The sequence below is a fragment of the Verrucosispora sp. WMMD1129 genome (assembly GCF_029581255.1).
In the GTDB taxonomy this organism is placed as follows: Bacteria; Actinomycetota; Actinomycetes; order Mycobacteriales; family Micromonosporaceae; genus Micromonospora; species Micromonospora sediminimaris.
This window is the reverse complement of the sequence record NZ_CP120741.1, coordinates 1,250,537-1,265,803: the sequence shown is the minus strand read 5'-3', so window position 1 is coordinate 1,265,803 and position 15,267 is coordinate 1,250,537. Positions and strand designations below refer to the sequence as shown.

Here is a 15,267-nt window from a genome sequence, read left to right as displayed (position 1 = left end):
AGCGCCCTTCTCAGTCCGGCGCCACCAGCCGGAAGCCCACCCCCCGCACGGTGCGCAGGTAGCGCGGCTTCGCCGCGGACTCGCCCATTTTGCGCCGTAGCCAGTACAGGTGAACGTCGATGGTCTGATCCTCGCCGACCGATGGCTGCCGCCATACCTCCTCCAAGAGCTCCCGCCGGGACACTACCCGGCCAGGGCGGGCGGCGAGATACGCCAGCAGGTCGAATTCCTTGCGGGTCAGCGCCAGCGCCGCACCGTCGAGGTGGGCGCTGCGCTCGCCGACGTCCACCTTCAGCCCGCCGACGCTGTGCACGGCCGGCTGGGCGGAGCGGCTGGCCCGGCCCGCGCGGCGCAGCACGGTGGTGATTCGGGCGTCCAGGTGCGCGCCGGTGAACGGCTTGATCATGTAGTCGTCCGCGCCGGCCCGGAGCAGCTTGACCACGGACTGCTCGTCGTCGCGGGCGGTGGCGATGATGATCGGCACGTCGGTGATGCCCCGGAGCATCCGCAACGCGTCCGAGCCGTCCAGATCCGGCAGGCCGAGGTCGAGCACCACCAGGTCCGGTGTCTCGGCGGCAACCCGGCGCAGCGCGTCCAGAGCGGTGCCCACCGCGTGTACGGCGTGACCCCGGTCGGTGAGGGAGCGAAGCATCGCGCCGCGTACGACGTGATCGTCTTCGACCAGGAGGACGGTGGCCACCCAAGCACGGTACTCGGGGCGGCAAGTGTGGCGTCATTGCGGCCCACCCCGGGTACCCGCCAAGCTGGTGCGACCATGACGTTCACCCTCTATCCGGACACCCGCCTGGCCCTGGCCCGGGACAGCCTCGCCGGCCTGTCCGTCGGCGACGCCCTCGGATCCCAGTTCTTCGTACCCGGCCGGCACCCCGCCGACCTGGCCGCCGACCGGCTCCCGCCACCGCCCTGGCAGTGGACCGACGACACCGAGATGGCCTGCTCGGTGCTGGCCCAGTTGGCCGGGGCCGGCCGGATCGACCGGGACAGCCTGGCCCTCGACTTCGCCGGACGCTGCGAGCCCTACCGCGGCTACGGCCCCGGAGCGGTGCGCATCCTGCGCCTGATCCGGACCGGCACCCCGTGGCCGGTCGCCGCCGCGTCCGCGTTCGACGGGCAGGGCTCCTGCGGCAACGGGGCGGCGATGCGGGTCGCCCCGTTGGGTGCGTACTTCGCCGACTCGACCAGCCGGGTGGTCGCGCAGGCACAGGCATCGGCCGAGGTGACCCACGCCCACCCGGAGGGGATCGCCGGTGCCGTGGCGGTGGCGGTGGCCGCCGCCCGAGCCGCCCGGGCCCGGCTGGAGGGCGACCGGCCGGACCCGGAGCGCCTGCTCGCCAGCGTCGCCGCCGCGGTCGACCCGGCGACCGAGGTGCACCGGGGGGTACGCCGGGCGGCGGGGCTGCTCGGCCGCCCGCTGCCGGAGGCGGTGGACACGCTCGGCAACGGGTCCCGCGTCACCGCGCCGGACACCGTCGCCTTCACCTGCTGGGTCGCCGCCACCCACCTGGACGACTACCCGGCCGCGGTACGCGCCTGCGTCGAGGCGGGTGGTGACGTGGACACCACCGCCGCCATCACCGGGGGGATCGTCGCCGCGTACACCGGGGTCGCCACCGACGGCGGGGTGCCCGCCGACTGGCTGGCCGCCCGGGAGCCGCTACCCGACTGGGTCGGCTGACCCGGACGTGCCGCGCCCGCCGTTCACCGCCGGGCGCCCGCCTCGACCGTCTCGGAACCGGCACCCGTGGGCGTTCCCGCCGCACCGGAGTCGTCCGCCTCGGCGCTGGCTGCCGGCTGCTCGCCGGGCCGCTCCTCGTCGAGCACCGAACGGTCGATCTCCTCGGTCGTCGCGCGCCGTCGGCGGCTGATCAGCCAACCCACCACCGCGCCGCCGCCGAGGCCGGCGACCAGCCCGGCGGCGAGCAGGCTGTTGGCGTTCGGACCACCGTCGGAGGTGGCGGTGGTGGTGGGCGGAGCCTCGGCGGGCGCTGCGCCGCCGGGGGCCGCGCCGTGCCCACCGTGCGCACCCGGGTAGGCCGGATCGCCCGGCAGCAGCGTCAGCGCCGGCAACGGCCGTTGGCCGGGGCCGCCGCCCCAGCGCACCTGGAGGCCGTCGGCGTACGTCTGCACCAGCTCGAAGGTCAGCCGTTCGGTCTGCGGCAGCGGGGCCATCGAGAAGACCAGCCGAGCCGGCCCCTCGCCCGCCTGGTCCTTCGCCCGCGACCAGATCAGTGAGGCGGTCACCACGTCGGTGGCCGGGCCGTGCATGCCGGACACCGGCCGGTCCAGCTTCCGGGTGGTGATCGTCGGTGCCCAGCCCTCGACCGACAGCGGGTACACCTCGGCGATCGGCGGGTTCTCCGGGATCTTGATCTCGATGCGTTCGGTCCGGACACCGGGCCGTTCGTCGGGCACCACGAATTCGAGCTTCACCGCGTTGCCCTGCTGAGCCTCGGCCGGGGTGAACGTCACCCCGTCGGCCCACGCCGTGGCGGGCCAGAGCAGCACCACGGCCGTGGCCAGGGCGGCCACCAGCACGCCCCGGCGTCGACGGCTGTGGCCGTGCGTCATCGCCATCTGGGTTCCCATCCGTGTCCACGCGGCCGGAACCGGCTCCGGCCACACCTGGTAGTTCGGATCCCGGGCCGGAAAGGTTCAACGGTGGCGGCAATCGTCTGCTGTCGGTGTCGACGACGGCGACGCCCGGGGCGCCCGATAGCATCAGTGCGCCGGCATCGGCACCATCCGTCACGTCTGCTGCGAGGAGTCATCCGTGTCCGCACCCCGTACCCCCGCCGTGGCCGACCCCGTCGTCGTCGCCGCCGGGACCACGGCGGCCGACGCGGTGGCCGCGGCCGGGCTGCCCACCAACGGCCCCCGGGCGATCGCGGTGGTCCGCGACCCGCACGGCGTGCTGCGCGACCTGGACTGGCGACCGGCCGAGGAGACGACCGTCGAGCCGGTCGCGCTGGACTCCCCGGACGGGCTGAACGTGCTGCGCCACTCCACGGCCCACGTGCTGGCCCAGGCGGTGCAGGACATCTTCCCCGAGGCGAAGCTCGGCATCGGCCCGCCGATCGACAACGGCTTCTACTACGACTTCGCGGTGGACAAGCCGTTCCAGCCCGACGACCTGGCCAAGCTGGAAAAGCGGATGCAGGAGATCATCAAGTCGGGGCAGCGGTTCCGGCGTCGCCGCTTCGACAACCTGGACGAGGCGAAGACCGAGCTGGCGGCCGAGCCGTTCAAGCTGGAGCTGATCGACGTCAAGGGCGAAGGGCTGGATTCCTCCGAGGTGATGGAGGTCGGCGGCGGCGAGCTGACCATCTACGACAACCTCGCCGCCGACGAGGACAAGGTCTGCTGGTCGGATCTGTGCCGGGGGCCGCACCTGCCCAACACCCGGCTGATCGGCGCGTTCAAGCTGATGCGCTCGGCCGCCGCGTACTGGCGTGGGTCGGAGAAGAACCCGCAGTTGCAGCGGGTGTACGGCACCGCGTGGCCGACCCGCGACGGGTTGAAGGCGTACCTGAAGCTGCTGGAGGAGGCCGCCCGGCGCGACCACCGCAAGCTCGGCGCGGACCTGGACCTGTTCAGCTTTCCCGACGAGATCGGCTCGGGCCTCGCGGTCTTCCACCCCAAGGGCGGCATCATCCGCCGGGAGCTGGAGGACTACTCGCGTCGCCGGCACGAGGAGGCGGGGTACGAGTTCGTCAACAGCCCGCACATCACCAAGGCGCAGCTCTTCCAGACCTCGGGCCACCTGCCGTACTACGCCGACACGATGTTCCCGCCCATGCAGTTGGAGGGGGCGGAGTACTACCTCAAGGCGATGAACTGCCCGATGCACAACCTGATCTTCCGGTCGCGCGGACGGTCCTACCGCGAACTGCCGCTGCGGCTGTTCGAGTTCGGCACCGTCTACCGCTACGAGAAGTCGGGCGTGGTGCACGGCCTCACCCGGGTACGCGGTCTGACCCAGGACGACTCGCACATCTACTGCACCCGGGAGCAGATGCCGGGCGAGCTGACCACCCTGCTGTCGTTCGTGCTGGACCTGCTGCGTGACTACGGCCTGGACGACTTCTACCTGGAGCTGTCCACCCGCGACGACTCGCCGAAGTTCATCGGCTCCGACGAGGACTGGGCGGAGGCCACCGAGGCGCTGCGTACCGCCGCCGAGACCTCCGGCCTGGAACTGGTGCCGGATCCGGGTGGCGCCGCCTTCTACGGTCCCAAGATCTCCGTGCAGGCCAAGGACGCCATCGGCCGGACCTGGCAGATGTCCACCATCCAGGTCGACTTCAACCAGCCGGAGCGGTTCGGCCTGGAGTACCAGGCCGCCGACGGCACCCGGCAGCGGCCCGTCATGATCCACCGGGCCCTCTTCGGTTCGATCGAGCGGTTCTTCGGCGTGCTCACCGAGCACTACGCCGGGGCGTTCCCGGCCTGGCTGGCCCCGGTGCAGGTGGTCGGCATCCCGATCCGCGACGATCACGCCGACTATCTGCACGGCTTCGTCGCCGCGCTGCGCGCCGAGGGCATCCGGGCCCAGGTCGACGCCGGTGACGAGCGGATGCAGAAGAAGATCCGTACCGCTCAGCAGCAGAAGATCCCGTTCATGGTGATCGCCGGCGACGACGACGTGGCCGCCGGCACCGTCTCCTTCCGCTACCGGGACGGCTCCCAACGCAACGGGGTGCCGCTGGCCGAGGCGGTCACCCACGTCCTGGACGTGGTCACCTCCCGGACCAACACCGGCCCCTCCGCCGAGATGTGACGGCCGGGCGGGGCCGTAGGATCGCCGGTGTGACTGGGGCGGAGGAGCACACCGACAGGGACATGGCCGACGGGCTGGACCGGCTCTGGACGCCCCACCGGATGACGTACATCTCCGGCGAGGACCGGCCGGAGGGTGGCTACGAGCGACCCTCCGGGTGCCCGTTCTGCCTGGCCCCGGCCCGGCCCCCGGAGGAGAGCCTCGTGGTGGCGCGCGGCGGGCACGTCTTCGTGGTGCTCAACCTGTACCCGTACAACCCGGGGCACCTGCTGGTCTGCCCGTACCGGCACGTGGCCGACTACACCGACCTGGACGGGCCGGAGACCGCCGAGTTGGCGTCGTTCACCCAGGCCGCCATGCGGGTCATCCGCAAGGTGAGCAGTGCCCACGGTTTCAACCTGGGCATGAACCAGGGCGGGGTGGCCGGTGCCGGCATCGCCGCCCACCTGCACCAGCACGTGGTGCCCCGATGGGGCGGTGACGCCAACTTCATGCCGGTGATCGGGCGTACCAAGGTCCTGCCGCAGCTGCTGAGCGACACCCGCGACCTGCTCGCCCGCGCCTGGCCCTCCTGACCACAGCCCACCTCCCGCCCGCGCCGCGCCGCCCTCGCCGTTCCAGCGCCGCGCCGTCTCCCGCTCGCGTTTCGCGCCGTGTCGCCCCGGCGGCGGCAGCCCTTGGTTCGCGCCCTTTGCTCTGCTTCAACCCACGCGGAGGTTACGCAGTGAAGTCGATGCGTATCAGTAAGCAGAGCGAAGGGGATACGTCGGACAGCGGCCTCCCGGGGCCATCCGCAGGTCGCTCGCGGCGTGGCGCGGGAGTGGACGAAACGGCCCGGATCCCGCCTCCAGCCGGGTGATCCGTACGCACACCGGACCCGTACGGATGATCGTGCTGGATCTTCGTCAACGTCTGTCCGAAAGATGGCACGATGCGCCGGTGGTGGAGTCGACGCGGACACTGGGCCGCAGCGGCATCGAGGTCAGCGCCCTGGGCATGGGCTGCTGGGCCATCGCCGGCCCGTGGGCCGAGGGGCGCATCCCGCTGGGCTGGGGTGCCGTCGACGACGAGGAGTCGGTGCGGGCGATCCGGCGCGCGCTCGACCTCGGGGTGACCCTCTTCGACACCGCCGACAGCTACGGCGCGGGACACGGCGAGCGGGTCCTCGGGCGGGCCCTGGCCGGCCGCCGTGACACGGTGGTGATCGCCACCAAGTGGGGATACACGTTCGACGAGCGGACCCGGCAGGCCATCGGTCCCGACGCCTCACCGGCGTACCTGCGGCGGGCCGTGTGCGACTCGCTGCGCCGCCTCGGGACCGACCGGATCGACCTCTACCAGCTGCACCTGGCCGACCTGCCCGTGCCACAGGCTCACGAGCTGATCGGCGCGTTGGAGGACCTGGTGGCCGACGGTCTGGTCCGCGCGTACGGCTGGAGCACCGACCGGGTCGACCGGGCGGCGGCCTTCGGGCACGATGCCCCGCACGCCGCCGCCGTGCAGCACAGCCTGTCGGTGCTGCGGGACGCACCCGACCTTCTCGCCGTCTGCGAGAAGTACGACCTGGCCAGCATCAACCGTGGTCCGCTCGGCATGGGGCTGCTCACCGGCAAGTACCGCCCCGAGTCGGTGCTGCCCCGCGACGACGTGCGGGGGATGACCTCGGGTTGGCTGGAGTGGTTCCGGGGCGGGCGGCCGGCGCCGGAGTGGCTGCGCCGGGTGCACGCGGTCCGGGCCGCGTTGACCGCCGACGGACGCACCCTGGCCCAGGGGGCGCTGGGCTGGATCTGGGCGCGCAGCGACCGGGCCATCCCGATCCCCGGCTGCCGTACCGTCGCCCAGGTCGAGGAGAACGCCGCCGCGCTCGCTCTCGGCCCGCTCGCCCCCGACCACTTCGCCGAGGTGGAACGGCAGCTCGCCGCCGTGCGGGCCGCCGCGCTGCGGGAGGCCGACCGCCCCTACTGGCCCAGCCCCATGCTTCCCACCGCCCGTCCCTGACCAGAGTCGCCTCGGGCCCGACCGGATACCGTCCGGGTCAGGTGTGCTCCTTGCGGATCTGGTCGGCCAGGTGGACGGGCATCGGGTCGTAGCGGACGAAGTGGCGCCGGAAGGTGCCGGCGCCCGAGGTCATCGCCCGCAGCTCCACGGCGTAGCGCAGCAACTCCGTGGCGGGCACCTCGGCGCGTACCAGGGTGCGGCCCTCCGTGGCCGGGTCCGGTTCGGTGCCGAGCACCCGGCCGCGTCGCCCGGACAGGTCGCCCATCACCGCGCCCACGTTGACGTCGGGCACCCGCACCGTCACCTCGTCGACCGGCTCCAGCAGCGCCGGCTGCCCCCGGTCGGCGGCGTCACGCAGGGCCAGCGCCCCGGCGGTCTGGAACGCCGCGTCGGAGGAGTCCACGCTGTGTGCCTTGCCGTCGACCAGGGTGACCCGCAGGTCCATCACCGGGTGGCCGGCGACCAGGCCGCGTTCCATCTGGGCGCGGACGCCCTTCTCCACCGAGGGGATGTAGTTGTGCGGCACCGCGCCGCCGACCACCCGGTCGACGAACTCGAAGCCGCCACCGCGCGGCAGCGGCTCCACCTCGATGTCGCAGACGGCGTACTGACCATGGCCGCCGGACTGCTTGACGTGCCGGCCGTGCCCCCGGGCCGGCACGGTCAGCGTCTCCCGCAGCGCCACCCGCACCGGCTCGGTGTCCAACTCCACCCCGCCCGCTCGCAACCGGTCGAGGACCACGTCGGCGTGCGCCTCGCCCATGCACCACAGCACCAGTTGGTGGGTCTCCGGGTTGCGCTCCAGCCGCATCGTCGGGTCGCCGGCCACCAGCCGGCCGAGGTTGCGGGCCAGGGCGTCCTCGTCAGATCGGGACTTCGCCACGATCGCCACCGGCAGCAACGGCTCCGGCATCTCCCACGGCGCGATCAGCAGCGGATTGTCCTTGGCGGAGATGGTGTCGCCGGTCTCGGCGCTGCCGGACTTGGTGATCGCGCAGATGTCACCGGCCACCGCCACGCCGACCTCCCGGAGGGTGGCGCCGAGCGGGCTGTAGAGATGGGCGATCCGCTCGTCGGCGTCGTGGTCGGGGTGCCCGCGCTCGGCCAGACCGTGCCCGGACACGTGCACGGTCTGCTCGGGGCGCAGCGTGCCGGAGAAGACCCGGACCACGCAGACCCGCCCGACATGCCGGTCGATGGTGGTCCGGACCACCTCGGCCACCAGCGGGCCGTCCGGGTCGCAGGTCAGCGGTGGCCGTGGGGCGCCGTCCACCCCGGTGACCGCGGGCAGCGCGTGCTCCGGCGGGGCGGGAAAACCGGCGGTGAGCACCTCCAGCAACGCGTCCAGGCCGACCCCGGTCGCCGCGCAGACCGGCACCACCGGATAGAAGTGGCCGCGGGCGACCGCCTTCTCCAGGTCCTCCACCAGGATGCCGGCGTCGATCTCCTCACCTTCGAGGTACCGGTCCATCAGGGTCTCGTCCTCGCTCTCGGCGATGATCCCCTCGATCAGCTCGTTGCGGGACTCGACGATGGCCGGCAGGTGCTCCGGGTCGGGTTCGCGTACCTGTGACGGCAGCCCGCCCGTGTAGTCGAAGACCCGCCGCGTGATCAGCCCCAGCAGGCCGACCGTGGATTCGCCGTCGTCACCGAGCATCGGCAGGTAGAGCGGGAGCACGTTGTCGCCGAAGACCCGCTGGCACAGCGCCACCGCCTCGTCGAAGTCGGCGCGCGGATGGTCCAGTCGGGCCACCGCGACCGCCCGGGGCATGTCCACCGCCGCACACTCCTCCCACAGCGCCGCGGTGGCCGCGTCCATCCCGTCGACGGCGGAGACCACGAAGAGCGCGGCGTCGGCGGCCCGCAGCCCGGCGCGCAGCTCACCGACGAAGTCGGCATAGCCCGGCGTGTCCAGCAGGTTCACCTTGATCCCGTCGTGCACCAGCGGCGCGCAGGCCAGGGCGACCGAACGCTGCTGGCGTACGGCCGCCGGATCGTGATCGCAGACGGTGGTGCCGTCGGTGACCGAGCCGGCTCGCGGGATCGTCCCGGACGCCGCGAGCAGCGCCTCGACAAGCGTGGTCTTGCCCGCCCCGGAATGCCCGACGAGCACCACGTTGCGGATCCTGGCGGGGTCGGTCACCGCCGGTACGCCGGCGGCCCCCTTGTCCTGACTCCTCTGCGCCATCGGGCGCACCTCCCTCAGCCGGTGGTGGTGGGTGGCGACCGCCGCACGCGACGGGGATGGCCCGGGCGGGGTGCTGCGGCGATATCCTCCGGTGATTCGCTGGGAACCGGGCAGTCAACAGGCGGCGGGGTGAGCCGGGTCACCTTCTGGCTCGATCTCACACCCGATGAAGGGCCGACACAACCCTCTCCGGGCGGGCCGCCGCGCCGGCTGAGCGTGGCTGGTCAGACGGGCGGTGTCGCCGGTCGAGGGCCGACCGTTATCGTGGGACCGCCATGGCGAAGATCTTCCAAGTGTCGGCCCGCGCGGGGATGACCCGCGTCGTCGAGCCGATCGCCCGCAGCCTGCTGCGCGCGGGCGTAACTCCCAACGCGGTCACCGTCGCGGGCACCCTGGGCGTGCTCGTCGGCGCGCTCGGCCTCGGTGCCCGCGGCCATCTGGTCGCCGGTGCGCTGATCGTGACGGTCTTCGCGCTCACCGACCTGCTCGACGGGACGATGGCCCGGATGAGCGGCGGGTCGACCCGGTTCGGAGCCTTCCTCGACTCCAGCATGGACCGGGTCGCCGACAGCGCGGTGTTCGGCGCGGTCGCCTTCTACCTGGCCACCGAGGGCAACCACGCGGGCGTGGCCGCCGCGCTGATCTGCCTGGCCGCGGGCGGGCTCGTGTCGTACGTCAAGGCCCGCGCCGAAGGGCTCGGGATGACCTGCAACGTGGGCATCGCCGAGCGTACGGAGCGACTGCTGATCGTCGGTGTCGGCGGCCTGCTCGCCGGGCTCGGCCTGGCGGTGGCGCTGCCGATCGCGCTCTGGCTGCTCGCGGCGGTGTCCCTGTTCACCGTCGGCCAGCGGATGCGACACGTCTACCGGCAGGCCCAGCAGGTCGACGTGCCGGGCGGTCACGGGTGAGCGGCACAGCCGGGCGGAGCATCCGGTGAACCTCACCGAGTTGGGGTTCGCCGCCGCCTGGCGGCTGGTCCGCGTGCTGCCCCGGTCGGTCGCCGCCGCCGCGTTCGACGCCGTGGCCGACAATGCCCACCGCCGCCGGGGCCCGGGCGCCACCCGGCTACGGGCAAACCTGCGCCGCGTGGTCGGCCCGGAACTGCCCGAGGCCGAACTCGACGACCTGGTCCGCCGGGGGCTGCGCTCGTACGCCCGCTACTGGATGGAGGCGTTCCGGCTGCCCGCCCTGAGCCGCGAGCAGCTCCTCGCCGGATTCCGGCTGGACCGCGCCGACGTGCTCGCCGCGGACGTGGCCGCCGGGCGCGGCGCGGTGGTGGCGCTGCCACACGCCGGCAACTGGGACACGGCCGGCGCCTGGGTCGCCGCCAACGGCTGGCCGCTGTCCACCGTCGCCGAGCGGCTCAAGCCGGAGGGCGTCTTCGAGCGCTTCGTCGCCTTCCGGCAGGGCCTGGGCATGGAGATCCTGCCCACCAACGGCGGTGCCCGGCCGGCGATCGACGTGCTGACCGACCGGCTGGCCGCCGGGACGGTGGTGCCCCTGCTGGCCGACCGGGATCTCTCCACCCGTGGCGTGGAGGTGGACTTCTTCGGCGGCCGGACCCGGATGCCGGCCGGTCCGGCGTTGCTCGCGCTGCGCACCGGCGCGCCGCTGTATGTGGCGTCGATGTGGTACGAACCGGATGCGGCGTGCGCCTCGCTGGTGGGCCCGCTGCCGGTGCCGGGGCCCGAGGCGGGCACCCTCGACGTGCGGGTCCGGTCGCTGACCCAGCTGATCGCCGACGGTCTCGCGGCGGGCATCGCCCGGCATCCGGAAGACTGGCACATGCTGCAACGGATGTGGCTGGACTGAGGGGACGGGCGCAATGCGGATCGGCATCGTCTGCCCGTACTCCTTCGACGTACCCGGCGGGGTGCAGAACCATGTCATGGACCTGGCGGAGGCGCTGATCGGGCTCGGGCACGAGGTGAGCGTCCTCGCCCCGGCCGACGAGGACTCGCCGCTGCCGCCGTACGTGGTGTCGGCCGGCAGGTCGGTGCCGCTGCCGTACAACGGCTCGGTGGCCCGGATCGCGTTCGGCCCGGTCTCGACCGCCCGGGTACGCCGCTGGATCACCCGGGGCGACTTCGACGTGCTGCACGTGCACGAGCCGCTCGCGCTGAGCCTGTCCATGCTCGCCGTGCTCTCCGCCCGGGGGCCGGTGGTGGCCACCTTCCACACCGCGATGACCCGCTCCCGGATGCTCGCCGCCGCCCAGGGGGTGCTCCAGATCGTGCTGGAGCGGATCACCGCGCGGATCGCGGTGAGCGCCCTGGCCCGCAAGGTGCAGGTCGAGCACCTGGACGGCGGGGCGGTGGAGATCCCCAACGGGGTGGCGGTGGCCAAGTTCGCCGGGATCGAGCCGCTGCCCGGCTGGCCGGGGGAGTGCGGGCCGGGCACCGGCGGCACGCTCGGCTTCCTCGGCCGCTTCACCGAGTCACGCAAGGGGTTCCCGATCCTGCGCGACGCCTTCGTCGAGCTGGCCCGGCAGCGTCCCGGCCTGCGCCTGCTGGTCGCCGGTCCCGGCGACCCGGACGACCTGTTCGCCCGGTTTCCGGCTGACCTGCGGGACCGGGTCACCTTCCTCGGCCTGGTCTCCGAGGAGGAGAAGGCGCGGATGCTGCGCAGTGCGCACCTCTACGTCGCGCCGAACACCGGCGGCGAGTCGTTCGGCATGATCCTCACCGAGGCGCTCGCGGCCGGCACCACGGTCGTGGCCAGCGACCTGGACGCCTTCCGCCGGGTGCTCGACGGCGGCCGGGCCGGCCGGCTGTTCCCGACCGGCGACGCGGTGACCCTGCGTGCGACGCTGTCGCAGCTGCTCGACGACCCGGCTCAGCGGGCGGAGCTGACCGCCTGCGGTGACCAGGTGGTGGCGAATTTCGACTGGCCCGTGGTTGCCCGCCGGGTTCTGGAGGTATACGCAGCGGCGATCGAGGCCACCGACGGCCGGGTGATCGACCAGGAGTGGGTGGGGTTGACCTGATCGGGAGGAACGGGAGCAGCACTACGATGCCGGGCATGTGGTGGGTGGTGGGCGCGACGGTGGTCGTCGCCCTGGTGGCGGTATACCTGATCTGGACCGCCGGCCGGGTCGAGCGGCTCCAGGACCGCGCCCAGCTCGCCGCCCGCGCCCTCGACGCCCACCTGCTGCGTCGGGCCGCCGCCGCGGCGGTGCTGGCCGAGCGCCGTTACGGCGTCGAGTTGTACGCGGCGGCGCGCATCGCCCTCGACGCCCAGCCGGAGGAGCGGGAGGCGGCCGAGAACGACCTGACCCGGCAGCTGCGGTCGGTGCAACTCGATCCCACCGATGCCGACTGTGAGGCGGTGATCGCCGCCAGCCGGCGGCTCGCCCTGGCCCGCCAGGTGCACACCGACCTGGTCCGTGACGCCCGGTCGGCGCGCAGCCGGCCGCTGGTGCGGCTGTTACGGATGGGACGCCGGCACACCTGGCCGCGCTACTTCGACATCGACGATCCGACCCTCACCCTCCCCGCCGCCGACGTGCCCAGCCGCTGAACCGCTCCGCCCAGCCGGCCGGGGTGGCCCGGGGTGACGGCGGACACACAGCAGGCCACCACGGGGCTGATTGGCTGTCGGAGTGGCGTTGGCCCGGGCGTAGCATCTGCGCTGCCACCTCCCGAGGACGCCTGAGGAGCGACGACGTGTCCGAGACGACTTCCCCGAACACCGCCACCCCGGTCGTCGGCACCGCGCGCGTGAAGCGCGGCATGGCCGAGATGCTCAAGGGCGGTGTGATCATGGATGTGGTCACCCCCGAGCAGGCCAAGATCGCCGAGGACGCCGGCGCGGTCGCGGTGATGGCGCTGGAGCGGGTACCCGCGGACATCCGTGCCCAGGGCGGGGTGTCCCGGATGAGCGACCCCGACATGATCGACGGCATCATCAACGCGGTCTCCATCCCGGTGATGGCCAAGGCCCGCATCGGCCACTTCGTCGAGGCGCAGATCCTCCAGTCCCTCGGGGTCGACTACGTCGACGAGTCCGAGGTGCTCACCCCGGCGGACTACGCCAACCACATCGACAAGTGGGCGTTCACCGTGCCGTTCGTCTGCGGCGCGACAAACCTCGGCGAGGCGCTGCGTCGGATCACCGAGGGGGCCGCGATGATCCGCTCCAAGGGCGAGGCCGGCACCGGCGACGTCTCCAACGCCACCACCCACATGCGGAAGATCCGCCAGGAGATCCGCCGCCTGACGTCCCTGCCGGCCGACGAGCTGTTCGTCGCGGCGAAGGAGTTGCAGGCGCCGTACGAGCTGGTCAAGGAGATCGCCGAGACCGGCAAGCTGCCGGTGGTGCTCTTCACCGCCGGTGGCATCGCCACCCCGGCCGACGCGGCGATGATGATGCAGCTCGGCGCCGAGGGGGTCTTCGTCGGCTCCGGCATCTTCAAGTCCGGCAACCCGGCCCAGCGGGCCGCCGCGATCGTCAAGGCGACCACCTTCCACGACGACCCGGACGTGCTGGCCAAGGTGTCCCGTGGGCTCGGCGAGGCGATGGTCGGCATCAACGTCGACGACATCCCGCAGCCGCACCGCCTCGCCGAACGCGGCTGGTGACGTGGCGGCACCCGTGATCGGTGTGCTCGCCCTCCAGGGCGACGTCCGCGAACACGTCACGGCGCTGACCGCGGCGGGCGCGCAGGCCCGTCCGGTACGCCGACCGGCGGAACTGGACGCGGTCGACGGACTGGTCATCCCGGGCGGGGAGTCCACCACGATCAGCAAGCTGGTCGACATCTTCGAGCTGCGCGACCCGATCGACAAGCGGATCGCCGCCGGCATGCCGGTCTACGGCTCCTGCGCCGGGATGATCATGTTGGCCACCGAGGTGCTCGACGGCCGGCCGGATCAGCGCGGCTTCGACGGCATCGCGATGACCGTCCGCCGCAACGCGTTCGGTCGGCAGGTCGACTCCTTCGAGGCGCCGGTGGAGATCACCGGCGTACCGGGTGGGCCGCTGCACGCGGTCTTCATCCGCGCGCCCTGGGTCGAGCGGGTCGGCGAGGGCGTGGAGGTGCTCGGCACGGTTACCGCCGGCCCGGCCGCCGGCCGGATCGTCGCCGTACGCCAGCACAACCTGCTGGCCACCTCCTTCCACCCGGAACTCACCGGCGATCCCCGCCTGCACGCCTACTTCGTAGACCTGGTCCGCACCGCCCCCTGACCCGCGCCGCCCGCCCGACCCTGCGCGCCGCCCGCCGGGCACGTGAGGCAGCAACATCGGGGATGCTGCTGGCTCGACTCGCTTCGAGGCAGCAACATCCCTGAAACTGCTCGGATCTTCGCGGTGACGGTGGCGGCGGCGGCGGCGGTGGGCGGCGGCGGTGGCGGGGCGGTGGTTGTGTCTCAGCCCTCAGCCGGCGACGGAGCGGAGGCTGCCGGGGCGGCGGCCGAGGAGGCGGTCCAGTGCCGCGGTGCTCTCCGCGTCGGTGGGCTGCTGCACCACCAGTCGCTGCTGGTCGTCGGCGAGTTCCAGGGTCTCGTACGACAGTCGCAGTGGCCCCACCTCCGGATGCCGCAGCCAGCGCACCCCGCTCGGCTGCACGGCGACCGGTCGGCGCTGCCACCGGGACCGGAACGGTTCCCCGACGGTACGGTCGAGCCGTTGGGCGAACGCGTCGGCGGCGGGGTCGCCCCCGCGCAGCCGGTGCAGGTCGGCGACCTGCTGGTCGGCGAGGTCGGCCCAGTCGGGAAAGTGCTCCGGGGCGCGTTCGTCGGCGAAAACGAACCATACGAGGTTGGGCCGCTCGTCATCGAGCAGGCCCAGCGGCCGGGCCAACCTGTCGAACGGCCCGTTCCAGGCCAGCACGTCGCCGATCCGGTTGATCAGGTACGCCGGCCGGTCCCGTAGCGCCTCCAGCAGCGTCCGGACCTGTGGGCGGACGGTACGCCACACGGTCGGCCGCCCACCCGCGCACAGTTGCCGGCGGTGGTCGACCGACGCGAGTTGCTGAAGGTGCCGCCGGTCGGCGTCGTCGAGGCGTAGCGCCTCGGCCAGGGCGGCGAGGATGCCCGGCGACGGGCGGGTGTCCCGGCCCTGTTCGAGCCGGGTCAGGTATTCCACGCTGACCTGGGCCAACGTGGCCAACTCCGCACGCCGCAGGCCGGGCGTACGCCGCCGGCCGTTGGTGGGTAGCCCCACCTGCTCGGGCCGTAGCGCCTCCCGTCGGCTGCGGAGGAACGCGCCCAACTCGCCGTCCATCACGCGTCCAGTCTGCCGCGCCCGTGGCCCGGGAGCATGTCCCCGCCAGGGCTACCCT

General features: G+C 73.0%; 14 protein-coding genes. 10 read left to right on the top strand and 4 right to left on the bottom strand.

What is annotated here, in order from left to right; genetic code table 11:
• Window positions 1-10: 10 nt before the first annotated feature.
• Complete coding sequence (locus O7624_RS05730) at window positions 11-700, bottom strand: response regulator transcription factor (RefSeq protein ID WP_093404550.1); 690 nt, start codon at window positions 698-700, stop codon at window positions 11-13.
• A 75-nt stretch (window positions 701-775) separates the two neighbouring features.
• Between O7624_RS05730 and O7624_RS05725 the strand changes: the two genes are divergently transcribed.
• Window positions 776-1,696, top strand: a complete 921-nt coding sequence (locus tag O7624_RS05725; RefSeq protein WP_282239204.1) for an ADP-ribosylglycohydrolase family protein — start codon at window positions 776-778, stop codon at window positions 1,694-1,696.
• A gap of 23 nt (window positions 1,697-1,719) precedes the next feature.
• Here O7624_RS05725 and O7624_RS05720 read toward each other — a convergent pair whose 3' ends face one another.
• The gene (locus O7624_RS05720; protein WP_282239203.1) at window positions 1,720-2,595 is read right to left on the bottom strand and encodes a DUF1775 domain-containing protein; all 876 of its coding nucleotides are present in this window, start codon (window positions 2,593-2,595) and stop codon (window positions 1,720-1,722) included.
• A 196-nt stretch (window positions 2,596-2,791) separates the two neighbouring features.
• On the opposite strand from O7624_RS05720, the gene thrS reads away from it, so the two are divergent.
• From thrS to O7624_RS05705, 3 genes are all read left to right on the top strand, one after another.
• Entirely contained in the window at window positions 2,792-4,798 is a 2,007-nt protein-coding gene (gene thrS / locus O7624_RS05715) for a threonine--tRNA ligase (RefSeq protein ID WP_282239202.1), read from the top strand.
• 62 nt (window positions 4,799-4,860) lie between these two features.
• On the top strand, window positions 4,861-5,373 hold the full coding sequence (locus O7624_RS05710; RefSeq protein ID WP_282240553.1) for an HIT domain-containing protein: 513 nt from the start codon (window positions 4,861-4,863) through the stop codon (window positions 5,371-5,373).
• Between the two features lie 364 nt (window positions 5,374-5,737).
• Window positions 5,738-6,796 (top strand): aldo/keto reductase, encoded by a 1,059-nt coding sequence (locus tag O7624_RS05705; protein WP_282239201.1) that lies wholly within the window; start codon window positions 5,738-5,740, stop codon window positions 6,794-6,796.
• 37 nt (window positions 6,797-6,833) lie between these two features.
• On the opposite strand, the gene O7624_RS05700 is transcribed toward O7624_RS05705, so the two are convergent.
• Complete coding sequence (locus tag O7624_RS05700) at window positions 6,834-8,984, bottom strand: elongation factor G-like protein EF-G2 (RefSeq protein WP_282239200.1); 2,151 nt, start codon at window positions 8,982-8,984, stop codon at window positions 6,834-6,836.
• A 275-nt stretch (window positions 8,985-9,259) separates the two neighbouring features.
• Here O7624_RS05700 and pgsA point away from each other — a divergent pair, with 275 nt between their 5' ends.
• The 6 genes from pgsA (at window position 9,260) to pdxT (ending at window position 14,171) form a co-directional block, all read left to right on the top strand.
• Window positions 9,260-9,892, top strand: coding sequence for a phosphatidylinositol phosphate synthase (pgsA, locus tag O7624_RS05695; RefSeq protein ID WP_210935171.1), 633 nt, complete (start codon window positions 9,260-9,262; stop codon window positions 9,890-9,892).
• 25 nt (window positions 9,893-9,917) lie between these two features.
• Window positions 9,918-10,796, top strand: a complete 879-nt coding sequence (locus tag O7624_RS05690) for a phosphatidylinositol mannoside acyltransferase (RefSeq protein ID WP_282239199.1) — start codon at window positions 9,918-9,920, stop codon at window positions 10,794-10,796.
• A gap of 13 nt (window positions 10,797-10,809) precedes the next feature.
• A complete protein-coding gene (locus O7624_RS05685) occupies window positions 10,810-11,970 on the top strand; it encodes a glycosyltransferase family 4 protein (protein ID WP_282239198.1) in 1,161 nt (386 codons plus the stop codon).
• 26 nt (window positions 11,971-11,996) lie between these two features.
• Complete coding sequence (locus O7624_RS05680) at window positions 11,997-12,503, top strand: hypothetical protein (RefSeq protein ID WP_093404525.1); 507 nt, start codon at window positions 11,997-11,999, stop codon at window positions 12,501-12,503.
• Window positions 12,504-12,649: 146 nt separating this feature from the next.
• On the top strand, window positions 12,650-13,564 hold the full coding sequence (gene pdxS, locus O7624_RS05675; protein WP_093404522.1) for a pyridoxal 5'-phosphate synthase lyase subunit PdxS: 915 nt from the start codon (window positions 12,650-12,652) through the stop codon (window positions 13,562-13,564).
• Between the two features lies 1 nt (window position 13,565).
• Window positions 13,566-14,171, top strand: coding sequence for a pyridoxal 5'-phosphate synthase glutaminase subunit PdxT (pdxT, locus tag O7624_RS05670; RefSeq protein WP_282239197.1), 606 nt, complete (start codon window positions 13,566-13,568; stop codon window positions 14,169-14,171).
• Between the two features lie 189 nt (window positions 14,172-14,360).
• Here pdxT and O7624_RS05665 read toward each other — a convergent pair whose 3' ends face one another.
• Window positions 14,361-15,209 (bottom strand): helix-turn-helix transcriptional regulator, encoded by an 849-nt coding sequence (locus O7624_RS05665; protein ID WP_282240552.1) that lies wholly within the window; start codon window positions 15,207-15,209, stop codon window positions 14,361-14,363.
• Between the last annotated feature and the right edge of the window lie 58 nt (window positions 15,210-15,267).